The organism is Arthrobacter woluwensis, assembly GCF_900105345.1.
Lineage (GTDB): Bacteria > Actinomycetota > Actinomycetes > Actinomycetales > Micrococcaceae > Arthrobacter_E > Arthrobacter_E woluwensis.
This window is the reverse complement of the sequence record NZ_FNSN01000003.1, coordinates 1,209,331-1,230,772: the sequence shown is the minus strand read 5'-3', so window position 1 is coordinate 1,230,772 and position 21,442 is coordinate 1,209,331. Positions and strand designations below refer to the sequence as shown.

Sequence of the window (21,442 nt, the reverse complement as noted above, 5' to 3'; positions counted from 1 at the left end):
CGAATGACAAGGAAAATGTTTCCATGGAAAAATATTCCGTCATGGACTAAAATAGCGGCATGTCAACTACAGACGCCGCGGCCCTCGTGGAGCAATGGCGCTCCGTGCAGAGCTGCTATCTCAAGACCTCCAACACCCTGGACCGCGAGCTGGCCTCGCACTTCGGGATCGGGCTGAACGACTTCGAGACCCTGGACCTGCTCGCGGAGTACGGGGACGCGGAGTGCCGCATGAAGGACCTCACTCAGGTCTCCCCCATGACGCAGAGCGCCCTGAGCAAGATCGTCGACCGCCTTGAGAAGGGCGGCTACGTCCACCGCTCGGCCTGCAGCGAGGACCGGCGCTCACTCGTGGTGGGCCTGACCGACGCGGGGGTCCAGTTGCACGAGGACGCCGCGAAGATCCATCGCGAGGTCCTGATGAACACCCTCGCCACGGAGTCCTGAGCTCCCCCCTCACGCGAACCGCCACCTGGTGCCCGTATCCCCCACGGATACGGGCACCAGGTGGCGGTTCGCGCATCCGGCGGGGCGAGCGGATCAGAGACGACGACGGCGGCGGGTCACCTGGGTAGGTGACCCGCCGCCGTCGTGCTTCAGAGAGGCGCCGCTCAACTCAGAGGTTCAGCGCCGCACCGGGACTCAGCGCGAGGTGTAGTTCGGCGCCTCGACCGTCATCTGGATGTCGTGCGGGTGGCTCTCCTTGAGGCCGGCCGGGGTGATCCGGACGAACTTGCCGCGGGCCTTCAGTTCGGCGATGTTCGGGGAGCCGACGTAGAACATGGTCTGGCGCAGGCCGCCCACCAGCTGGTACGCCACGGAGGACAGCGGTCCGCGGTACGCGACGCGGCCTTCGATGCCCTCGGGGATCAGCTTGTCGTCGCCGGAGACGTCCGCCTGGAAGTAGCGGTCCTTCGAGTACGAGGTGTTCTTGCCACGGCTCTGCATGGCGCCCAGGGAGCCCATGCCGCGGTAGCTCTTGTATTGCTTGCCGTTGACGAAGATCAGGTCACCCGGGGACTCGGCACAGCCGGCCAGGAGCGAACCGAGCATGACCGTGTCGGCGCCGGCGACCAGGGCCTTGCCGATGTCGCCCGAGTACTGCAGGCCGCCGTCGGCGATGAGCGGGACACCGGCCGGGATGGCGGCCTTGGCGGATTCGTAGATGGCGGTGATCTGCGGGACGCCCACACCGGCCACGACGCGGGTGGTGCAGATGGAGCCCGGGCCCACGCCGACCTTGATGCCGTCGGCACCGGCGTCGATCAGGGCCTGAGCACCCTCGCGGGTGGCGGCCTGACCGCCGATGATGTCCACATGCGCGGCGGACTTCTCGGCCTTCAGACGGGCGATCATGTCCAGCACGCCCTGGGAGTGGCCGTTGGCGGTGTCCACGAACAGCGCGTCGACGCCGGCCTCGACCAGGGTCATGGCGCGCTCCCAGCCGTCCCCGAAGAAGCCGATGGCGGCGCCCACGCGGAGGCGGCCTTCCTCGTCCTTGGTGGCCAGCGGGTACTGCTCCGCCTTGGTGAAGTCCTTGGTGGTGATGAGGCCCTGGAGACGGCCGTCGGCGTCAACGAGCGGGAGCTTCTCGATCTTGTTCTTCGCCAGGAGATCGGAGGCCTCGTCACGGGTGATGCCGACACGGCCGGTGATGAGCGGCATCTTGGTCATGACGTCGCGCACGAGGCGGTTCGGGTACTCGCTCTCGGGGACGAAGCGGGTGTCGCGGTTGGTGATGATGCCGAGCAGGCGGTTGTCGGCGTCGACCACGGGAAGACCGGAGACGCGGTAGCGGGCGCAGAGCTGGTCCAGCTCGAGGAGCGTGGCGTCCGGGCCGACCACGAGCGGGTTGGTGATCATGCCGGATTCACTGCGCTTGACGCGGTCCACGTGGTCCGCCTGGTCCGCGATGGACAGGTTGCGGTGGATGACGCCGAGGCCGCCCTGGCGCGCCATGGCGATGGCCATGCGGGATTCCGTCACGGTGTCCATGGCCGCGGACAGCAGCGGGGTCTGGACGGTGATGCGCTTGGAGATGCGGGACGAGGTGTCGGCATCCGACGGGATGACGTCGGTGTGGCCGGGCAGGAGCAGGACGTCGTCGTAGGTGAGTCCCACGAAGCCGAACGGGTCGTGTTCAGGGGTGGTCATGAGTGCGCCTCTTTCGGGGATACCGGGTGGGTGTGCAACAGATGACCAGCCAGTCATTACGGGTCTGGTCCGTGCGTAGTTGATTAATTCTAAACGCGGTGAGCGGGGCCGCTGTTCCTCCGGGCGGTCGTGAGCTTCACCACTTGATGAGCCGCGTGAACTCCGAGGCGAACGGAGCCGCGAGCGTGTCCACGAACGTCTCGGTGAGATGGTTCGAATCCAGGAAGACCCGGACCTTCCCGACGACCGGAGGGCACGTGGTGGGCAGGCAGATGTAGTCGCTGAGGTCGATGAACGTGGTGTTCTTCAGGACCGGCTGCAAGGAGGCGTACGCGGGCACCGTCGGGAGCACCTGATCCCGCTGCATCACGCAGCCGGGGTTGTCCACGCCCTTCACCAGCGCGCATTCGGCGAGGTTCTTGGAGGAGCGCGGGTTGTCCCGCAGACCGACCACCTTGATGCCCTGCTGGCCGAGATCACGGGCCGTGCTCTCGAAACCGGTGCTCAGCTGTTCGTCCGGGGAGTCCGGCGTGGACTGGGTCGCCATGGTGATGACGAGATCCGGCTTGAGCTGTTTGATGTACTGGCGCAGATCGGCGTTGAAGGCGTCGCATTCCTCGTTGCCCGTGGGCTCCACGGCGGAGTACGGGCAGCCGCCCTTCACATCGGCGATGAGGTTCCAGTTCTGCTGGGCGGCCAGCGGCTTGATGGCGGCGAGCATCTGCTGGGCGTGGGAATGACCCACTACGAGGACCGTCTTGGAGGCCGTTCCTTCCGCCGGCTGCAGGGCGCAATTGCGGATGACCTCGTCACCCTGGCTCGGGGCGAACGCGCCCTCGCAGCCGCCCTCCAGCGTGGACCAGTCACTGCCGACCCGTTCAGGCTGGGGCACGACGGCGGTGGCCTGCTGATCGTCGGGCACATAGCCGGGCTCCAGGCTGGTGGCGCCCGGGTTGGTGGCCGTGGAGACGCTCACGGGCGCCATGGCCTTCGCCTTGTAATCCACCCGCCAGGCGGTCAGTGGCACGGCCGCGCACATCACGAGGGTCACGGTGGCCACCACCGCGTTGCTCGTACGGCGCTCGACCCAGCTCCAGCTCCGGAGAGGCTTCTCCACGAAGCGCGTGGTGAGCACCGCGGCTGCCAGGGAGAACACGATGATGCCCAGGCCCAGCAGGAAGCCGGCGGACTCACGGTCGGCCACGACCAGGGCGAGGGTCAGCACGGGCCAGTGCCACAGGTACAGCGCATAGGAGTTGCCGCCGAGCCGGGCCAGTGCCTTCGAGCTGAGGATCCGGTCCACTCCGACCCGGGATTCCGTGGCTCCGGCGACGAGCACGGCGGACACGGCGAGGGTCGGCCACAGGGCCACGTAGCCCGGGAAGGCGCCCTGGACGTCGAGGATGAAACCACAGCTCAGCATGGCAGCCACGCCGGCCCAGCCCAGGACGATCCGCGCCGTGCGGGGGAAGTTCAGGAACGGCAGGACGATCGCCAGCAGGGTGCCCAGCGCGAACTCCCACATCCGGGCGAAGGTGTCGAAGTACGCCAGCGTCTGGTGGCTCGCGGTGTACTGCACCGAGAAGACGAAGGAGGCGATGAAGACCAGGGAGAAGACCGGGATCAGGACGGCCCGGTAATTCCACCCGAACTTCCGCGCCAGCAGGCCGCAGAGCACGAAGATCAGGGGCCACAGGATGAAGATCTGGCCCTGGATGGAGAGCGACCAGAAGTGCTGGAAGGGGCTGGCCATCGAGTGATCCGCGGCGTAGTAGTCCACGGATTGCGCTTGCAGAGCCCAGTTCTCCACATAGAAGAGCGAGGCCAGGCCCTGACCGATGATGTCCGCCCAGCGGGTGGCAGGGACGAGGAACCGCACGGCCAGCAGCACGAGCACGATCACGAGGACGGCCGCCGGCAGGAGCCTCTGGAAGACGTGGAGATAGTGCTTCGGCAGACTGACCCGCTGCCCGCGCTCGAAGCGGCGGGTGAACTGGAGCGTCATGAGGAAGGCGGAGATCAGCAGGAAGGCGTCCACGCCGCCGGACACCCGCCCGAACCAGACGTGGTACGTCACCACCATGAGGACCGCGAGGGCGCGGAGCCCCTGGATCTCCGGACGGAAGGAACGCGCCGCACCCGTTTCCGGGGTCGGGGCAGGGCTCGAGGCGCCGGCCGTGCGGGCGGGGCCTCTGGAGAGCCGTGTCAGGGCGTTCTTCATCGTCGCGGTGAGCATACCTATCCAACCGTTGGAGCGTTATCTCATCGTTACATTCTAGCCTGTGCGCCGGCTATGCGCCTCCTCGGGACGCGCTCGGGACCGGCACGGACCGACTCAGTGCCTTCACGCCGGTGCCACGACGGCGCCACGACGGACGTGTCGGGCTCGCCCACGGGGCTCACGAGCCGAACAGTGCGCCGTATCTCTCCTCGAACGCCGGCGCCAGGCTGGCCGCATAGGTTCCCGTCAGATGGTTCTCGTCCAGATAGACCCAGATGTTCCCCACCTTCGGCGGGCAGGCCGACGTCGTGCAGATCCTGTCCGTGAGGTCCATGAACTTCACGAAGCCCAGGCTCTCGCCGTACTTCTCGTCCTCGTAGACGGGTTCCGAGGCCACGACGGACGAACGCTCAAGGCTGCAGGACGGGTCGTCGTCGCCCTTCGCGATCGCGCAGGTGCTGAGGTTGCGGGCCGAACGCGGATTGTCGCGGATGCCGAGGACCTCGATGCCGAGCTTCTCGAGCTCCTGCGCCATGCTCTCGAACCCCGCGCTCAACTCCTCACGGGGCGAATCCGGGACCGACTGCGTTGCCATCGTGATGACGAGGTCCGGCTTCACCTGCTGCACATAGGACCAGACGTCCCGGTTGTACTCGTCACAGGCCTTGTCGCCGGTCGCCTCGACGGGCGAGAAAGCGCATCCGCCCTTCTGCTGGGCGATGAGGTTCCAGTTCTCCTGCGCCGCCAGAGGCTTGACGGCGGCCATGAACTGCTCGGCGTGGGAGTGCCCCAGCATCATCACCGTCTTGGAGGCCTCACCCGACGGCGGCGCCTGGAAACCACAGCGCTCCACGACTTCCCGTCCACCCTTCGGCTTGAGCTCCTCGGGACAGGGACCGTCCAGACTGACCCAGTCCGTGGCCACCTTCTCCGCAGGAGGCATCACCGGCGCGTCGGGCGAGCTGCGCGCCACATAGTCGGGATCGAGAGTCCGGGCCCCGGGGTTGTCCCGCTCGGTCGCGCTGATCGGGGCCGACACCTTGGCGTTGTGGTTCAGCTGCCAGTAGCCGAGCGGCGCACTGACCAGCGCGACGACGGCGGCACAGGCCGCGAGCGCGTTCCGCCCCCTGAGGTCGGGCCAGCTCCAGGTCCGCAGCCTCTTCTCCACCAGCCAGGTGCTGGCGTACGCGAGGGCCAGCGAGAGGACCACGACCGCGAAGCCGAGTTTCCCGTCGGCATTCTCCCGCTCCCGGACCATCAGGGCGAACACGAGCACCGGCCAGTGCCAGAGATACAGGGCGTAGGAGTTGCCGCCGAGGGACAGGAGCGGCTTCGAGGACAGGATCCGGTCCACACCGAAGGGCGAGCCCGTCCAGCCCGCGACGATCACCGCGGCCGCCGACAAGGTCGGCCAGAGCGCCGCCACTCCCGGGAACGCGCCCTGGACATCGATCACGAAACCACAGGCGAGCATGGCCACCACGCCGGCCCAGCCGAGCACCACCCGCACCATCACGGGCAGCGCGAGATGCTTCAGGCCGAGGGCCAGCAGCGAGCCCAGCGCGAATTCCCAGAGCCGGGCGAAGGTGTCGAAATAGGCCTCGGCCTGGCTGGTGGCGGTGTACCAGATGGAGAACGTGAGGGAGAGCAGCAGGACCGCGCCGAACACGAACGCGAGCAGCTTCCGGTACCCGATCCCGCGAGCCCTGGCGACCCCCGAGGACACCAGGAAGATCAGGGGCCACAGGATGAAGACCTGCCCCTGGATGGACAGTGACCAGAAATGCTGGAGGGGGCTGGCCAGGGCGTGGTTGTCGGCGTAGTAGTCGACGGCCAGCGCCTTGAGGGTCCAGTTCTCCGCGTAGAGCAGTGAGGACCAGGCCTGGGTGAGGAGCCCTCCCCATTGGGTCGCCGGGTAGAGGGACCTCCCCACGATCAGCACCGCCAGGATGACGAGGGCGGCCAGGGGCAGCAGACGCCAGAACACGTGCAGATAGTGGCGCAGGAGGTTGGTCCTGACCCCGCGGTCATGCTTCCGCACGAACTGCAGCGTCATGAGGAATGCCGAGATGAACAGGAAGACGTCCACACCACCGGAGACCCTGCCCATCCACACGTGATAGGTGACCACCATCAGCACGGCCAGAGCGCGGAGCCCCTGGATCTCGGGGCGGAAGGACCTCTCGTGGTTCTTCACGGCAGCGTCCGCCCCGGCCCGCCTCCTCCCCCGGGCCAGGGACTCCTGGCGTCGTGACATGAGGGATTCGCTGAAGTTCTGCTGAGGCATAGTCATCCGTGGTTGGTTTCGCTCGGAACTTGTCATGGTATCCGACGCCCACCCCGAGCTCTGACAACACGAATGGCCCGGATCCCTTGGGGGGATCCGGGCCTTTCCGCGTCGGAGACGGGTCAGTGCTGGTGACCTGCGTGCTCGTCCTCGTCCGAGGGCTTCTCGGCGACCAGGGTCTCCGTGGTCAGCACGAGCGCGGCGATCGAGGCCGCGTTGCGCAGAGCCGAACGGGTCACCTTGACCGGGTCGATGACGCCGGCCTCGATGAGGTTCTGGTACTCGCCGGTCTTGGCGTTGAAGCCGTGGTTGTTCTCCAGCTCGGAGACCTTGGAGACCACCACGAAGCCGTCGAAGCCGGCGTTCTGAGCGATCCAGCGCAGCGGCTGAGCCAGAGCGCGGCGGACGATGCCCACGGCAGCGGCGGCGTCGCCCTGAAGGGCGGCGACGGCCGGGCTCTCATCCAGCGCCTTGAGGGCGTGGATCAGAGCGGAACCACCGCCGGAGACGATGCCCTCTTCGAGAGCGGCACGCGTGGAGGACACGGCGTCCTCGATGCGGTGCTTCTTCTCCTTGAGCTCGACCTCGGTGGCGGCGCCGACCTTGATGACGCCGATGCCGCCGGCGAGCTTCGCCAGACGCTCCTGGAGCTTCTCACGGTCCCACTCGGAATCCGTGCGCTCCAGCTCGGCACGCAGCTGAGCCACCCGCGAGGCGACGTCGTCGGCCGTGCCGGCGCCGTCCACGATCGTGGTGGAGTCCTTGGTGACCGTGATGCGACGTGCGGTGCCGAGCACCTCGAGGCCCACCTGGTCCAGACTCAGGCCCAGCTCCGGGGAGATGACCTGGGCACCGGTCAGGATCGCGATGTCCTGCAGCATGGCCTTGCGGCGATCGCCGAAGCCCGGAGCCTTGACGGCGACCACGTTCAGGGTGCCGCGCAGGCGGTTGACGATCAGCGTGGACAGGGCCTCGCCGTCGACGTCCTCAGCGATCACGAACAGCGGCTTGTTGGCCTGCAGGGTCTTCTCCAGCAGGGGAAGCAGGTCCTGAAGACTGGAGATCTTGCCCTGGTTGATCAGGATGAAGGCGTCCTCCAGGACGGCCTCCTGGCGATCCTGGTCCGTGATGAAGTACGGGGACAGGTAACCCTTGTCGAACTGCATCCCCTCGGTGAGGACCAGCTCGGTCTGGGTGGTGGAGGACTCTTCGATGGTGATGACACCATCCTTGCCGACCTTGCCGAAGGCCTCGGCGAGCAGCTCGCCGATCTCCTCGGACTGCGCGGAGATGGCGGCCACGTTCGCGACGTGGTTGCCCTCCACTTCGCGGGCGTTCTCCAGCAGGCGGTCGGCCACGGCTTCCACCGCGGTCTCGATGCCACGCTTGATCTCACCCGGGGCCGCGCCGGCGGCCACGTTGCGGAGGCCTTCCTTGACGAGGGCCTGGGCCAGGACGGTGGCGGTGGTGGTGCCATCGCCGGCCACGTCGTTGGTCTTGGTGGCGACCTCCTTGGCGAGCTGAGCGCCAAGGTTCTCGTAGGGGTCGTCCAGCTCGACTTCGCGGGCGATGGTCACACCATCGTTCGTGATGGTGGGCGCGCCCCACTTCTTGTCCAGCACGACGTTGCGGCCGCGCGGGCCGAGGGTGACCTTGACCGTGTTGGCCAGCTTGTCGATACCGGCCTCGAGCGCGCGGCGTGCGGCGTCGTCGAACGCCAGTTGCTTTGCCATGAGTGTCCTTTCAAGAGCAGATCCCCGCCACCGACAGGGGGCACCGGCCAGGCCGGGCACCCGGTCACGGTGCGGGGATCTGCGCTACATGAGCTGTAGGGGCGTTACTTGACGATGATCGCCAGGACATCGCGGGAGGACAGCACCAGGTACTCCTCACCGCCGGCCTTGACCTCGGTGCCGCCGTACTTGGAGTACAGCACGACATCGCCCACGGCAACGTCGATCGGAACACGGTTGCCATTGTCGTCCACGCGGCCGGGGCCAACGGCCACGACTTCGCCTTCCTGCGGCTTCTCCTGAGCAGAGTCCGGGATGACCAGGCCGGAAGCGGTGGTCACTTCAGCGGCGAGCTGGCGGATGACAATACGATCCTCAAGAGGCTTGATGGAGACCGACACGATCTCTCCTTTTCATGAGATTTCTTACGTCTTCAGCCGCGGTGCCAACCGTCGTCGCGGTGCCGGCAGCAACCTTGGGCTTAGCACCCGAGGGGTACGAGTGCTAATAGCAACTGTAGGGATGGGTTAGCACTCGGTCAAGGCGAGTGCCAACTATTCGTCATCGGCGGAACACTTCCGTCTCGACGTTCGGCGCGGGGCCGGGACACGTTAAGTCGAGGATGTCCTCGACACCCAGGTCGCCCTGCTCAGGATCCTGCCCCTTCGGGCGGTTGTCCCGGTTGAGATACAGCCCGACGGCGCCGAGCGCGGCGAACACGGCGGCGAGGATGAGGACCACCCAGGCCCCGGCGCGCACGGGTGAGTAGATCTCCCGCAGCCCCTTAGCCTCCTCGGTGGCGTCGGCGATGTTCTTGCCGTCCACGGAGTACACTGCGGCGTTGAACGTGTCGAGGACCCAGAGCACGCCCAGGACGGCGAAGGCCACCAGGAGCACGACCACGCCCACGATCAGCAGGGCCCGCGAGTACTCGCCGAGCAAGGCCACCAGCACCTTCCGGGAGCTCGAGGCGGATGATCTGGGCTGGTGGGCGCTCATACTGCCAGCCTACCGGCCATGGCTGGACGCCCGCTCCGCCCGCGGCCCTTCCGACGCCGTCCCGCGCACTAGGCTGGAACCATGCCCACCCCCGACGGCCAGATCGCGCCCCTGCTCACGGCCGAGGCCTTCTCCCTGCTGAACTCGCTGGAACCCTACTCTGAGAAGGACGCCCTGGCGCAGAACCTCCGGCTCCGTAAAGAGGGACATGATCCGGCCCTGGTCGCCGCCCTGCTGACCCAGAGCCGGCTCCGGGCGAAGGCGGAGGCGAAGTTCGGCCCGTTCGCGCAGGACATGCTCTTCACCCAGGCCGGCCTGGAACAGGCCACACGGCTCAACGTCGCGGCCCTGCACGCCGAACGGTACCGCCGGGCCGGAGTGGCACGCGTGATCGACCTCGGCTGCGGCCTCGGCGCCGACGCGCTGGCCCTGGCGTCCCTCGGCCTCGACGTCACCGCCGTCGAGCGGGACGAGGAGACCGCCGCCTGCGCCGCCGTGAACCTCCGGTCCTTCCCGGAGGCGCGCGTGCTGCACACGGACGCCACCACGCTGGACCTCGCGGAGTACGACGGCGTGTGGCTGGATCCCGCGCGGCGGGAGGTCTCCACGTCCGGCTCGGCCAGGCTGTGGGATCCCGAGGCCTTCTCCCCTCCCCTGTCGTTCGTGGAGCGCCTCGCCGCGGACGGGAAGGCCGTCGGCGTGAAGTTCGGCCCGGGCATGCCCCACGAATCGATCCCGGCGGGCTGCGAGGCACAGTGGGTGTCCGTGGACGGCGACGTCACGGAGGTCACCCTCTGGTTCAACGCCCTGGGCCGGGAGGGCGTCCGGCGTTCGGCGCTGTTGCTGACACCCGCGGGCCGGGTGGAGCTCACGTCCGGGACCGAGTTCGGCGAGAGCCCGGAGCCGCAGACCGGCGCGGTGGAGGGTTTCCTCCACGAGCCCGATGGGGCCGTCATCCGCGCTGGACTCGTCTCGGATCTGGCGGAACAGGTCGGGGCGCACTTCCTCGACCCCCAGATCGCCTACCTCGCAAGCGGGCAGGCTCTCGCGACGCCGTTCGCCCGGAGCTACCGCATCCTCGAGACCATGCCGTACAACGTCAAGGCGCTCCGGAACTGGGTCAAGGCCCACGACGTGAGCAGCCTCGACATCAAGAAGCGCGGCACCGCCGTCACGCCCGAGGAACTCCGGAAGCTCCTCCTGCCGGGCAAGCCGCGCAAGGGCGGGAACCACGCAACGCTGGTCCTGACCAGGATCGGCCAGGACCGCGTGGTGATCGTGGTGGAGCCGGTCGAACGGGGCTGAGCAGGGCCGGCCCTGGGGCGCCGCTCGCGGGACGGTGACCCGCGAACAGCGCCTCAGGGCGCGACATCACGCGAGCGTGGCCTGGGCCGCCGCCCCGCGGATCCCCGCGGCCGAGATCGGCACCACGGAGAACGTCCGGCCCGAAACCAGGTCCACCGCCGGGGAGAAGAACGCGTCCCGGTGCGTCCTGCCGAGCCACAGATCCCCCTGGAACACGTCATACGCGGTCGCGCCGCTGCGGAGAGTCCAGGTGAGCTCCACGTCCGTGCCGCCACCGACCGTCCGGACCGCCAGGCCACGCACGGGCGCGGGGGCCGGCGAGGCTCCCGCCTCCCGGAAGGACAGGCGTCCGAGCCGTCCTGTGCCGCTGATCCGCAGCGAGAGCCGCACAACGGCGTCGCGGTCGGCCGGGATGACGCCGCGGTACGGCGCCCACGGGACTGAGGCGCCGGCGTCGCGCGTGAGAGGCCGCCACTCGATGCGGCCCGGTTTCGACCGCCGGGTGACACCCACCTCCAGCGTCAGACCGGGGCTCGCGACCACCTCCACCTGCACCGCACGGCTCTGGCGGAGGTCGGTCTTGAAGAGATGCAGCACGCCCGTGCCGGAAACCGAGAGGCTGTGGCCGCTGTCGTAGGAGGCGGTCTCATCCAGCGCGACGGCGAGCCGACCCTCCGTCCAGTACTGCCAGCTGAGCGAGGGGTCGGCGATGCCCTGGTTGTCCCAGCCCCGCGAGCTGACCGCCCGTCCCCCGATACTGAACGACGACCCGACGCCCACATTGAACGAGTGCACGATCGGCAGCGCACCGTATGGCGAGCGCTCGACCACGGAATGGGCGACGCCGTCCCACTGCCGGTAGTTCAGCACGTCGCTGCGGTACGGAGGCTTCCGCGGCTCCAGGCGGCCCGATTCCGCCGGATTCCCGGTGGGCCCGGACCAGAACTTCTGCTCCAGATCGCGGTACCGCGCACGGCCCTCCGGGTCATGGACCTCGCCGCGGTGGGCGGCGTCCAGCCAGAACTCGCTGTCCACGAAGAGCGCGACCGAGAGAGGTCCGGGTTTCCCCGGCGCCGCCAGGTCCCCGAAGCACTCCATCGGACGGAATCCGCCCTTCTGGTGCTCCACCCCGGCGAAACCGACCGCGCGGGGGTCGAAGCCGGCTGCCTTGACCGCTGCCGCGCTGTTCCGCAGACCAGGATCCACACGGGGCCAGTCGTAGTTGATGAAGATGGAGTCGACGGCGCGGTCTCCCGGCGTGCCGAGCGAGGGCAGATTCCGGGCGTTGAGTTCGTTCTGGTAGTCCAGGACGCCGCTGTCCGGCAGCACCGCATCGTAGTACTGCAGATAGAAGTCCGGGTCGATCGACTTGATGTACCGGAAGAGCTCGAACAGCTTGCCCACCTGGGCCTTGGTGATCGAGGCCTCCTGGTTGATGAAGAGACCGTCGAAACCGAAGTACTGCTTCAGCTCCACGATCTTGTCCCCCACCGGGAACCCGCCGTCGGCGCGCTGCACGAGGAACTCGTCGAACGCCGTGGTGCTGCGCGGCCAGAACCAGCCGCCGATGGCGCGGGCGCCGTTCTTGTGCGCGGCTTCGGTCCATCCGGGGTTCGGGATGTCGATGACGCCGTAGTCGCGGCCCGGGGCGGACGGGTTCTTCACCACATCGTCCGGCACGGAGGCGAGCACCTGCCCGTGCCAGGTCCCCCAGATGTCAATGTAGGGCCAGTACCGCTGCGTGTACACATACGGTTCCTGGCCGATCGCCTGGTTCCGCCCTTCGTAGACCGAGCCGGCGTCGTCGATGGTCAGGGTGGACAGCTGGACGGCCGGGTCCAAGTCGGGGTGGGCCTGCGTCGGCGCGAACGGCGCGATGCGTTCGGCCCGGGGCAGGAGGCACCGCAGATGCCGGCCCCACGGGGTCGTCGCGGGATCGAAGTCGAGCAGGTCCCGGGGATTCCACCCGAAGGTGGACGGCCCGGCCGGGATGCCGCCGCTGCCCGGCACGGGGGTGCCTGCCGGGGTTGCCGCGGAGCGCACACCCGGTGGCGCGCCGCCGGCCGCCGAGGCCGCGGGGGACGTTGCGAGGCCGAGCACTCCGGCCAGGCCCGCTCCGCCCACGGTTAGGAAGGTTCGCCTGCTGGTCATGCTGGAACTGGACATTCAGATACCGCCCTTCAGGTCGCTGGCGGCGCAGCGCTGCGCCGCTGCCAGGAACTATAACGGTTTAGTGATGAGCCGCCAAGGGTTCCGGACAGGACTGCACAGGGTTTCCGAAGGTCCTTCGGAAGAGGGGTCGTCAGGCCTCGCGGCGGGAGAACTCGCTCGCCTCACGGACCAGCTCCGCATCCGGCCGCACGCCGGTGTACAGCACGAACTGCTCCTCGGCCTGGATCGAGGCCACCTCGGCGCCCGTGATCACGGGCTTGCCGGCCGCGCGGGCGGCCTTCAGCAGAGGCGTCTCGGACGGCATGGCGACGACGTCGAAGACCAGCTCGGCCGCCTCGATCGCCGACTGCGGGAAGGACAGCGCGTCCTCCTCGGCGCCGCGCATGCCGAGCGGGGTGACGTTGACGAGCACCTGGGCCTGCGAGCCGTCCGCGAGGCGGCCGCCGTCGTCGTCGGCCTGCCAGGCGAAGCCGTACAGCCCGGCGAGGGCGCGGCCCTTCTCCTCGTTGCGCGCGACGACGGTGACGTTGCGGAAGCCGGCGTCCCGGAACGCGGCGACCACCGCCTTCGCCATGCCGCCGGAGCCGCGGAGCATGACGGACAGCTCACTGTCGACCCGGTTCTCCGCGAGTAGGCGCTCCACGGCCTGGTAGTCGGTGTTGTAGGCGGTCAGGACACCGTCGTCGTTGACGATCGTGTTGACCGAGTCGATCGCGGCGGCCGACGGCGCCAGGTGATCGACCAGCGGGATCACGGCCTCCTTGTACGGCATGGAGACGGCGGCGCCACGGATCGGCAGGCCGCGGATGCCCTGTACTGCGGCGGCCAGATCGGCCGGGGCGAAGGCCTTGTAGACGAAGTTCAGCCCGAGCTTCTCGTAGAGGTAGTTGTGGAAACGGGTCCCGATGTTGCTGGGCCGCGCCGCGAGGGAGATGCAGAGGGTCATGTCCTTGTTCAAGATCGCCATGCGCTCATTAAACTGCACGGCCCGGCGTCCGTGGACGCCGGGCCGTGACGGGGTCAGCCCTGCCGGGCCTTGAAGCGAGGGTTCTTCTTGTTGATGACGAACGTCTTTCCGCGCCGCCGGACCACCTGGGCTCCGGGGATCTTCTTGAGCGCGCGCAGCGAATTGCGGACTTTCATGGCTGTTCCTTTCTCGAGGGTGGTGCTGGAGGTCTGATGCCCGCCGCGGTCAGAGGCCGGGCCATGCGCTCTGCTCCCGCTCCGGCAGACCGAAGGGGTCCGGGAAGCGCGCGGGGTTGAGAGCGAGCTCCGCGTCACTGAGCTGGCAGGAGTCGAGCAGCCGCGCGACCTCGGCGGGGTCGACATCCTCGGCGCGCCCCGTCACCGCGACGACGGCGGCCTCCGCCGTGAGCGGACCCCCTCCCCAGCGGGTGGCGAACGCCTCCGGCCGCGCACCGGGCACGGGCCGCTCGGCCAGTTCCATCCACACGCGCGGGCCGACGCCCTGGAGGGCCACACTCCGGTAGCCGGAGGAGGCCAGTCGCAGGGTGCCGCGCAGCCAATGCGCGCCCTGGGCCAGCTCGGGGAGCTTCTGATGGAGCCGGAGCGGATGCAGGGGCCGGGCGAGACGGTGCACGACGGTGCGGAAGGTCGCCTGATCCTCGGCCTCATCCTGCTCCCGAAGGGCCAGCACGGCGCCCGGACGCGAACGGGAGAGCGCCTGCGCCCGGTCGTGACAGCCGGGCCTGAAGTCGTCCCCGGCCGAGAGCACCGTGGCGTGGGGCGCCAGATGCCCCAGGAGGCGTGCGCCCTGGGACCACGGCGCGCCGGCGCCGGGCGGCGCGGCGGAGGCGTCGCGGTCCGTGGCGAGGTCAGTCGGAAGGTCAGCGGCGAGGGACGTCGACAGCCCGGGGACGGTCAGCACGGTGTCCCCCAGCGCGAACTCGCCCACCAGGAACTCGCCGCTCACGCGGTCGTCGGAGGCCATCGGGGTGAAACCCGCGTCGTGCAGGGTCCGCGGATCCCAGATCTGGTCCTCCAGTTCGGAGGGATCCACGGCCACGAGGAGGTTGTCGATCACCAGATCCTCGGGCCCGTTGATCCGCAGTTCCTCCAGCACCTGACCCGCGGCCACGCCGGGCGGAAGTCCGAGCACCAGGTGGGGACAGCCCGCGCGGGCAAACTCCCGCACGGTCGGCACGACGTCGAGGCGGACGGTGCAGGCCAGGCACCCGTGTTCCAGGAGCTTCTCCTGGCGGTCGATGATGCGGTCGCGGAAGTGCACCCGGCGCAGGACGCGGGAGTCGGGAAGCAGGTCGTGGAGCACGAGCACCGAATCGCGGTGACCTCGGCCCACCAGCTTCACGGCCTCCGCGCGGCAGTGGCTGTCGAGGGAGCTGACCATGGTGAGATGCATGGAGAGAGCTTATCTGAGAATGATTCTCATTAGCAATTCCGGGAGCGGTCATGTCGCCCCGGCGACGCGCGGCGTCATGTGTCAGCGCGTGACGCATCTCCCGCCGTCACGCAGGATTCACCACCTCGGCCGAGGCCCCTCGCATATTAGACTTACGCAAGCATCGGCAAGGTCTCCTGACCGCCACTCAGAGGAAGCCGAGCGAGAAGGAGGGGACCAGGTGCAGATCGACTTCGCAGATTCGGAGCAGTCCACACTCGGCATTGAATGGGAGCTCGCTCTCGTCGACGGCCAGACCGGCGAACTCGCATCCGTGGCCCAGGAGGTCCTGGACCAGGTCACCGCTAACCACCCCGGGCTCCAGGATGGCGAAGAACACCCGCACATCAAGCAGGAACTCCTCCTGAACACCGTGGAACTCGTCACCGGCGTGCACCACACCGTGTCCGAGGCCAAGGCCGATCTGCAGCGTTCGCTCGACGCCGTCCGCGAAGTCACCGACCCCATGGACGTCGAGGTCTTCTGCGCCGGCAGCCACCCCTTCAGCCCGCCGCAGCTCCAGCCCGTCACGGACAAGGAGCGGTACGCCAAGCTGATCGACCGCACCCAGTGGTGGGGCCGCCAGATGGTGATCTACGGCGTCCACGTGCACGTCGGACTCGATCACCGCAACAAGGCGCTCCCCGTCATGGACGCGCTGCTGAACTACATGCCGCACTTCCAGGCGCTCTCCGCGTCCAGCCCGTACTGGGGTGGCGAGGACACCGGCTACGCGTCGCAGCGCGCCCTCATGTTCCAGCAGCTCCCCACCGCGGGTCTGCCCTTCACCTTCCAGTCCTGGGGACAGTACGAGGACTACGTCTACGACATGTTCACCACCGGGGTGATCGACACCGGTAGTGAGATCCGCTGGGACATCCGCCCCGTGCCGGCTCTCGGCACCATCGAGATGCGCGTCTGCGACGGGCTCGCCACCCTCGAAGAGGTCGGCGCCATCGCAGCGCTGACGCAGTGCCTGGTCGAGGAGGCGTCGCAGCAGCTCGACGTCGGGTGGGCCATCCCCACCATGCCGCGCTGGTTCCTCAAGGAGAACAAGTGGCGTGCGGCCCGCTACGGCCTGGACGCCATCATCATCCTGAACCGGGCCGGCGACGAGCTCCTGGTCACCGACCACCTGCGCAACAACGTCCTGAACCGCCTCGAGCCCATCGCGGCCAAGCTCGGCTGCTCCGAGGAACTCGCCCATGTGGACAAGATCATCGAGCGGGGCGCCGGCTACCAGCGACAGCGCACGGTGGCGGAAGCGAGCGACGGCGACCTGCACGCCGTCGTGCTCGACCTCATCCAGCAGATGCGCAAGGGCCCCGACGCCTGATAGCGCCTCCCCCCACCCCGCGAGGGAACACATCGTGCCCTCTCCCGGGGCTTTTCCGGGCGCCAACTGTTCCTTCGCGGCTCCTTGGCGACGGGGGGACCATTGCCGCTCCCTCGTCCCGGTGCGACGATGAGGGCGTGGCATACGACGAGGAACTCGCGGCCCGGATCCGTCATCTGCTGACGGGCGCCGTGGACTTCACCGAGAAGAAGATGTTCGGCGGGCTCGCCTTCCTGGTGGGCGGCAACATGGCCGTGAGCGCGAGCGGACAGGGCGGCCTCATGCTCCGCGCGGATCCCACCGCGAGCGACGAGCTCTGCTCCCACCCCGGCGTCGAGCGCGCGGTCATGAGGGGCAGAGCCATGGACGGCTGGCTCCGCGTGTCCGACGACGTGACCCGCGACGACGACGGGCTGGTCCACTGGGTGCGCGTCGGCGTCGACTACGCCGCGTCCCTGCCGCCGAAGTAGCCCCGCTCCCCTTCACGAGATCCCCTGCGCGAACCGCCAGCAGGCGCCCGTATCCGTGAGGAACACGGGCGCCTACTGGCGGTTCGCGGGGGAGAACTAGGGCAGCAGGACCGTGGAAACCGGCAGCGACGAGTCCGGAGCGAAGCCGAGGCTGGACGGTTCCGCGCCGTCCATCACGAGCCGCGACGCCAGCGCCGCGACCATCGCGCCGTTGTCCGTGCACAGGCTGATCGGCGGCACGTGCAGGCTGATCCCGTGCGACGCGCAGCGCTTGGAGGTCAGCTCGCGCAGCCGCGCGTTCGCCGCCACCCCGCCGCCGAGCAGCAGTTCCGTGATGCCGTGCTCCTTGCAGGCGAGCATCGCCTTCGCGGTCACCACGTCCACCACGGCCTCCTGGAAGCTCGCGGCGATGTCCGCGACGGGAGGCTCCTCACCGCGCGCTTCGAACTGCTCCACACAGCGCGCGACGGCGGTCTTCAGGCCACTGAACGACCAGTCGTAGCGGTGCGGGCCGGGTTCCTCCGCGGTGCCCATGTACTTCGGCTGGGTCAGGCCGCGGGGGAACCGGATGGCCTTCGGATCGCCCTCGCGGGCCAGCCGGTCGATCACCGGTCCGCCGGGGTACCCCAGCCCGAGCAGGCGCGCCACCTTGTCGTAGGCCTCGCCCGCGGCGTCGTCGATCGTGCTGCCGAGCAGTTCGACGTCGTGGATGCTCCGCACGCGCAGCACCTCCGTGTGCCCGCCGGACACCAGGAGGGCGCCGAGGTTCTCCGGGAGCGCGGCGGAGCCTTCGGGACCGGGGGCGAAGACCTGCTGGTCGAGGAGCCCGACCGCGACGTGCGCCACGAGGTGGTTGATCGCGAAGAGCGGCTTGCCGGTGGCCACCGAGAGCGCCTTCGCGGCGCTCACACCCACCATGAGCGCGCCCGCGAGGCCCGGGCCCGCCGTCACGGCGATGCCGTCGAGTTCGTCGAGGGTGACGCCGGCCTCCGTCAGGGCCGCTTCGAGGGCGGGGACGATCGCCTCCAGGTGGGCGCGGGACGCGATCTCGGGGATCACCCCGCCGAAGCGCACATGCTCGTCCATGGAGGAGGACACCGTGTTGCTGAGCAGCGTGCTGCCCCGCACGATCCCGACCCCGGTCTCATCGCAGGAGGATTCGATGCCAAGGATCAGCGGTTCGGTTCGGTTCATGACTTGCCTCCGTCGTCCTGCACGGCGGCCTGTCCCGGCCCGGGGTCCAGCACCCGCCGCATGATGAGCGCGTTGACCCCGCCCTTGTAATAGTTCTTCCGCACCGCGATCTGCTCGAAACCGAAACGCCGGTAGAGCTCCTGCGCGCGCGGGTTGTCCTCCCGGACCTCCAGCAGCATGTCATCCGCCTGTCCGTGCGCCGCCCTCTGGAGCAGCGTCCGCAGCAGCGCGGAGCCGATCCCCCGGCCTTCGAACTCGGGGATCACGGCGATGGTCTGCACATCGGCGATCGGCGGGATGCACATGAGTCCCGCATACCCCACGACCGTGCCGCCGATGGTCGCCACGAAGTACTCGCGGGTGTCCCGCTGCATCAGCTCGGCCTCGAACATGTCCAGGGGCCAGGCATCCTCGGGGAACAGCCGCTCCTCCAAGCCGTGCACCACCGGGAGGTCTTCCGGGGTCATCGCCCGCAGGCTGAACCCGGGATCCCGTTCATCCACCACATACCTCCGGGGCGATTCGTCGTTCCCGCTCACAGAGCCCGCTTCCTCGGGCCGGGCACCTGGGCGTCGGATTCCCGCAGGTACAGCGGTTCGGTGTCCAGGAGCTGCTCGCCGCGGGCCAGGCGCCGCAGGGCGAGCTTGCCGAGCGCGACGGCGCCGGGCTGGGTGTGCGCGAAGCCCTCCACCGGAGGCAGGGCTTCGGGGTACAGCCCCGCGCCCGCGCCGTACACGGCGGTGCCACGCGCCGCGGCGTCGCCCAGCAGCTCGCCGAGCGGGACCTCGGCCGGGAGCTGCACGTGCGGGCCGTCGAGCAGGACCGGGGCGCCGGCGTCGTGCGTGTAGAGGGCCCAGTACACCTCCTTGCGGCGCGCGTCGGTGGCGACCAGGAAACGCTCCGGCGCTCCGGCGTCGACCGCCTCCGCGGCGATGGCGTCCAGGCTCATGACGCCGTGCACGGGGAGGCCCCACGCGAAACCGAGTGTGCGCGCGACCGTGAGCCCGGCGCGCAGCCCGGTGAACGGGCCCGGACCGACGCCCACGACGATCGCGTCCAGGTCCTTGCCGGTCAGGCCGGTCTCCTCGAGGAGCCCTGCGACGGCCGGGGCGGTGACCTCGGCGTGGCTGCGGGTGTCTTCGGTGGCGAAGCGTGCCAGGACCTCGACGCCGTCGGGCGTGGTCCGGAGGATGGCGGCCCCGGCGATGGCCGAGGTGTCGATGGACAGGACTGTCGTCACTGGTTCCCTTCCTGCGGGGTGGCTGATGCGTCCGTGGTGCGGGCCCAGGCCGGTCGCTCGGCCCAGCGGTCCCCGTACGCGGTCACGGTGAGGGTGCGCGGTTCGTCCTCATCCTCGAAATCCAGGATGATCTCCTCCCCGGCCTCCTGGCCGGTGGCGCGCTCCAGATCGATCTCCAGGCGGCTGGCGGACAGCTGCTCGGCACGGTCACGGCCCCACTCGACCACGGTGACCGAGGTGTCCAGGGTCTCCTCGAGGTCGATGTCCTCGAGTTCATCCGCGCTGCTCAGCCGGTAGGCGTCCACGTGCACCAGGTCCGGACCGCCCGGGCGCGGGCCGTCGGTCAGGTTCGGGTGGCGGCGGGCCAGCACGAAGGTGGGCGAGATGATGCCTTCGCGGACACCGAGGCCACGTCCCAGTCCCTGGGTGAAGGTCGTCTTCCCGGCGCCGAGACCACCGCTGAGGATGAGCAGGTCACCGGCGTCCAGGGTGGCGCCGATGGTCTCGGCGAGCGCCTGTGTCTCGTCCACATCGGCCACGTGGAACGTCGCGGTCCAGAGGGCTTCGCTCATGCGTCCGTCTCCTGGCGGGTCTCGGTCTCCCGCAGGGCCTCGGTGCCGTCCTCGGCGGGCGCCACATCCGGGCGGGCCTCGCTGTCCACATAGACGCGCGGGACCCTGCCGCTGATCCGGGTCACGATCTCATAGTTGATGGTGCCTGCGGCGGCGGCCCAGTCGTCGGCGAGCGGCCCGCCGTCGCGGCCCGAGCCGAAGAGCACCGCGGGGGTGCCCACCAGGGCGAGCCGTTCCGCGCCGTCCAGTGCGGCGTCCAGGTCCACCACCATCTGGTCCATCGCGATCCGGCCGACCACGGGGTAGGTGCGACCGGCGAGCCGGACCGGCCCGCCGGTGGCGATGCGCGGCACGCCGTCCGCGTACCCGAGCGGGATCAGGGCGAGCGTGCTGGGCGCCTTGGTCTTGTAATGCAGTCCGTAGGAGACGCCTTGGCCCTCCGGCACGGCCTTGCAGTTCGCCACCCGGGTCTGAAGGGTCATGGCGGGGATGAGGCCGAGGTCGTCGCTGCGCTGATCCGCGAACGGCGAGAGCCCGTACACACCGATGCCCACGCGGACCAGGTCGAAGTGCGCGTCCGGCCGGGTGAACGTGGCGGGGGTGTTGGCGAGGTGGCGCACCTCGGGGTCGATCCCGGCGTCCTCCGCGAGCGCGATCGCCTCACGGAAGACGTCCAGCTGGTGATCCGTCTCAGGGCGGTGCGGCTCATCGGCCACGGCCAGGTGGGAGAAGATGCCGACCACGCGCAGCAGGCCCTGATCCTGATAGTCGATGGCCTCGCCGATGAGCTGGTCCCACGACTCGACCGTGGACCCGTTCCGGCCCAGTCCCGTGTCGACCTTGAGGTGGACACGCGCCGGGTGCTCCACGGAACGCGCCGCGGCCACGATGTGCTCCAGTTCCCAGCCCGAGCATCCGAGGTCGATGCCCGCTTCGATGGCGGCGGTGAAGTCGGTGTTCGGAGTGTGCAGCCACGCGAGCAGCGGCGCGTCGATCCCGGCGTTCCGGAGAGCCAGCGCCTCGCTCACGTGGGCCGTGCCGAGCCAGCTCGCGCCGCCGTCGAGCGCCGCCTGTGCGGTGCGCAGGGCGCCGTGACCGTACCCGTCGGCCTTGACCACGGCCATGACCTTCGCCGGCGCCGCGATCTCCGCCATCCGGCGGACGTTGTGGCGGATGGCGGCCAGATCGATGATCGCAGCCCGCTCCGGGAGGGCGGCGCCGTCCTGCGCGGTCACCGGCTGGCTGTGCGGCACGGTCGGGGAGGTCGGGGTCTCGGAAGTCACCCGTTAAGTCTAGGTGCGTGGCCCGTGTGTTTCCCGGCGCCACCGCGTAGCCCTCGTC

At 69.1% G+C, this 21,442-nt stretch carries 19 protein-coding genes; 4 read left to right on the top strand and 15 right to left on the bottom strand.

The window, feature by feature from the left end; all coding sequences use genetic code 11:
• The first annotated feature begins 59 nt into the window (after nucleotides 1-59).
• Nucleotides 60-446 carry a MarR family winged helix-turn-helix transcriptional regulator gene (locus tag BLV63_RS06275; protein ID WP_066211396.1) on the top strand — a complete coding sequence of 129 codons (387 nt, stop codon included), beginning with the start codon at nucleotides 60-62 and terminating at the stop codon, nucleotides 444-446.
• A 195-nt stretch (nucleotides 447-641) separates the two neighbouring features.
• Here BLV63_RS06275 and guaB read toward each other — a convergent pair whose 3' ends face one another.
• The 6 genes from guaB to BLV63_RS06245 form a co-directional block, all read right to left on the bottom strand.
• On the bottom strand, nucleotides 642-2,153 hold the full coding sequence (guaB, locus tag BLV63_RS06270) for an IMP dehydrogenase (RefSeq protein ID WP_066211398.1): 1,512 nt from the start codon (nucleotides 2,151-2,153) through the stop codon (nucleotides 642-644).
• A 136-nt stretch (nucleotides 2,154-2,289) separates the two neighbouring features.
• A complete protein-coding gene (locus BLV63_RS06265) occupies nucleotides 2,290-4,389 on the bottom strand; it encodes an acyltransferase family protein (protein ID WP_254780484.1) in 2,100 nt (699 codons plus the stop codon).
• Nucleotides 4,390-4,552: 163 nt separating this feature from the next.
• Nucleotides 4,553-6,661 carry an acyltransferase family protein gene (locus tag BLV63_RS06260; protein ID WP_066211402.1) on the bottom strand — a complete coding sequence of 703 codons (2,109 nt, stop codon included), beginning with the start codon at nucleotides 6,659-6,661 and terminating at the stop codon, nucleotides 4,553-4,555.
• A gap of 122 nt (nucleotides 6,662-6,783) precedes the next feature.
• The gene (gene groL, locus BLV63_RS06255; RefSeq protein ID WP_066211404.1) at nucleotides 6,784-8,394 is read right to left on the bottom strand and encodes a chaperonin GroEL; all 1,611 of its coding nucleotides are present in this window, start codon (nucleotides 8,392-8,394) and stop codon (nucleotides 6,784-6,786) included.
• Between the two features lie 104 nt (nucleotides 8,395-8,498).
• Nucleotides 8,499-8,795 carry a co-chaperone GroES gene (gene groES / locus BLV63_RS06250; RefSeq protein WP_066211406.1) on the bottom strand — a complete coding sequence of 99 codons (297 nt, stop codon included), beginning with the start codon at nucleotides 8,793-8,795 and terminating at the stop codon, nucleotides 8,499-8,501.
• Between the two features lie 160 nt (nucleotides 8,796-8,955).
• Nucleotides 8,956-9,393: a hypothetical protein gene (locus tag BLV63_RS06245; RefSeq protein WP_074784084.1), complete on the bottom strand. Its 438-nt coding sequence runs from the start codon at nucleotides 9,391-9,393 to the stop codon at nucleotides 8,956-8,958.
• Between the two features lie 81 nt (nucleotides 9,394-9,474).
• On the opposite strand from BLV63_RS06245, the gene BLV63_RS06240 reads away from it, so the two are divergent.
• On the top strand, nucleotides 9,475-10,698 hold the full coding sequence (locus BLV63_RS06240) for a class I SAM-dependent methyltransferase (RefSeq protein WP_066211410.1): 1,224 nt from the start codon (nucleotides 9,475-9,477) through the stop codon (nucleotides 10,696-10,698).
• A 66-nt stretch (nucleotides 10,699-10,764) separates the two neighbouring features.
• Here the strand turns inward: BLV63_RS06240 and BLV63_RS06235 are convergent, their stop codons facing one another.
• The 4 genes from BLV63_RS06235 to BLV63_RS06220 form a co-directional block, all read right to left on the bottom strand.
• Nucleotides 10,765-12,849: an endo-beta-N-acetylglucosaminidase gene (locus BLV63_RS06235; RefSeq protein ID WP_139244654.1), complete on the bottom strand. Its 2,085-nt coding sequence runs from the start codon at nucleotides 12,847-12,849 to the stop codon at nucleotides 10,765-10,767.
• Nucleotides 12,850-13,000: 151 nt separating this feature from the next.
• Nucleotides 13,001-13,837, bottom strand: coding sequence for a shikimate 5-dehydrogenase (locus tag BLV63_RS06230; RefSeq protein WP_074784081.1), 837 nt, complete (start codon nucleotides 13,835-13,837; stop codon nucleotides 13,001-13,003).
• Between the two features lie 53 nt (nucleotides 13,838-13,890).
• Nucleotides 13,891-14,013, bottom strand: coding sequence for a type B 50S ribosomal protein L36 (ykgO, locus tag BLV63_RS06225; protein WP_066211414.1), 123 nt, complete (start codon nucleotides 14,011-14,013; stop codon nucleotides 13,891-13,893).
• A 49-nt stretch (nucleotides 14,014-14,062) separates the two neighbouring features.
• Nucleotides 14,063-15,250, bottom strand: coding sequence for a GTP-binding protein (locus tag BLV63_RS06220; RefSeq protein ID WP_066211416.1), 1,188 nt, complete (start codon nucleotides 15,248-15,250; stop codon nucleotides 14,063-14,065).
• A gap of 220 nt (nucleotides 15,251-15,470) precedes the next feature.
• On the opposite strand from BLV63_RS06220, the gene BLV63_RS06215 reads away from it, so the two are divergent.
• Together BLV63_RS06215 and BLV63_RS06210 are read left to right on the top strand one after the other, a co-directional pair.
• Nucleotides 15,471-16,625, top strand: a complete 1,155-nt coding sequence (locus tag BLV63_RS06215) for a glutamate--cysteine ligase (RefSeq protein WP_066211417.1) — start codon at nucleotides 15,471-15,473, stop codon at nucleotides 16,623-16,625.
• 137 nt (nucleotides 16,626-16,762) lie between these two features.
• Nucleotides 16,763-17,095 carry a TfoX/Sxy family protein gene (locus BLV63_RS06210; protein ID WP_066211419.1) on the top strand — a complete coding sequence of 111 codons (333 nt, stop codon included), beginning with the start codon at nucleotides 16,763-16,765 and terminating at the stop codon, nucleotides 17,093-17,095.
• 96 nt (nucleotides 17,096-17,191) lie between these two features.
• Here the strand turns inward: BLV63_RS06210 and tsaD are convergent, their stop codons facing one another.
• The 5 genes from tsaD to alr all read right to left on the bottom strand — a co-directional run bounded on the left by tsaD (nucleotide 17,192) and on the right by alr (nucleotide 21,354).
• Nucleotides 17,192-18,289, bottom strand: a complete 1,098-nt coding sequence (gene tsaD / locus BLV63_RS06205) for a tRNA (adenosine(37)-N6)-threonylcarbamoyltransferase complex transferase subunit TsaD (RefSeq protein WP_066211420.1) — start codon at nucleotides 18,287-18,289, stop codon at nucleotides 17,192-17,194.
• Nucleotides 18,286-18,756, bottom strand: a complete 471-nt coding sequence (gene rimI / locus BLV63_RS06200; protein WP_066212009.1) for a ribosomal protein S18-alanine N-acetyltransferase — start codon at nucleotides 18,754-18,756, stop codon at nucleotides 18,286-18,288. Before rimI ends, tsaD begins: the two co-directional genes overlap by 4 nt.
• 68 nt (nucleotides 18,757-18,824) lie before the next feature.
• Complete coding sequence (gene tsaB, locus BLV63_RS06195) at nucleotides 18,825-19,529, bottom strand: tRNA (adenosine(37)-N6)-threonylcarbamoyltransferase complex dimerization subunit type 1 TsaB (protein ID WP_066211422.1); 705 nt, start codon at nucleotides 19,527-19,529, stop codon at nucleotides 18,825-18,827.
• A complete protein-coding gene (gene tsaE, locus BLV63_RS06190; protein ID WP_066211424.1) occupies nucleotides 19,526-20,101 on the bottom strand; it encodes a tRNA (adenosine(37)-N6)-threonylcarbamoyltransferase complex ATPase subunit type 1 TsaE in 576 nt (191 codons plus the stop codon). Before tsaE ends, tsaB begins: the two co-directional genes overlap by 4 nt.
• Nucleotides 20,098-21,354, bottom strand: a complete 1,257-nt coding sequence (gene alr / locus BLV63_RS06185; RefSeq protein WP_066212011.1) for an alanine racemase — start codon at nucleotides 21,352-21,354, stop codon at nucleotides 20,098-20,100. The genes tsaE and alr overlap by 4 nt, the downstream gene beginning before the upstream one ends.
• Nucleotides 21,355-21,442: the final 88 nt, after the last annotated feature.

Coding starts and splice junctions, on each gene's coding strand:
- BLV63_RS06275 (WP_066211396.1), top strand. CDS start 60: ATGTCAACTACAGACGCCGCGGCCCTCGTGGAGCAATGGCGCTCCGTG.
- guaB (WP_066211398.1), bottom strand. CDS start 2,153: ATGACCACCCCTGAACACGACCCGTTCGGCTTCGTGGGACTCACCTAC.
- BLV63_RS06265 (WP_254780484.1), bottom strand. CDS start 4,389: ATGCTCACCGCGACGATGAAGAACGCCCTGACACGGCTCTCCAGAGGC.
- BLV63_RS06260 (WP_066211402.1), bottom strand. CDS start 6,661: ATGCCTCAGCAGAACTTCAGCGAATCCCTCATGTCACGACGCCAGGAG.
- groL (WP_066211404.1), bottom strand. CDS start 8,394: ATGGCAAAGCAACTGGCGTTCGACGACGCCGCACGCCGCGCGCTCGAG.
- BLV63_RS06245 (WP_074784084.1), bottom strand. CDS start 9,393: ATGAGCGCCCACCAGCCCAGATCATCCGCCTCGAGCTCCCGGAAGGTG.
- BLV63_RS06240 (WP_066211410.1), top strand. CDS start 9,475: ATGCCCACCCCCGACGGCCAGATCGCGCCCCTGCTCACGGCCGAGGCC.
- BLV63_RS06235 (WP_139244654.1), bottom strand. CDS start 12,849: ATGACCAGCAGGCGAACCTTCCTAACCGTGGGCGGAGCGGGCCTGGCC.
- BLV63_RS06230 (WP_074784081.1), bottom strand. CDS start 13,837: ATGGCGATCTTGAACAAGGACATGACCCTCTGCATCTCCCTCGCGGCG.
- ykgO (WP_066211414.1), bottom strand. CDS start 14,013: ATGAAAGTCCGCAATTCGCTGCGCGCGCTCAAGAAGATCCCCGGAGCC.
- BLV63_RS06220 (WP_066211416.1), bottom strand. CDS start 15,250: ATGCATCTCACCATGGTCAGCTCCCTCGACAGCCACTGCCGCGCGGAG.
- tsaD (WP_066211420.1), bottom strand. CDS start 18,289: ATGAACCGAACCGAACCGCTGATCCTTGGCATCGAATCCTCCTGCGAT.
- rimI (WP_066212009.1), bottom strand. CDS start 18,756: ATGACCCCGGAAGACCTCCCGGTGGTGCACGGCTTGGAGGAGCGGCTG.
- tsaE (WP_066211424.1), bottom strand. CDS start 20,101: ATGAGCGAAGCCCTCTGGACCGCGACGTTCCACGTGGCCGATGTGGAC.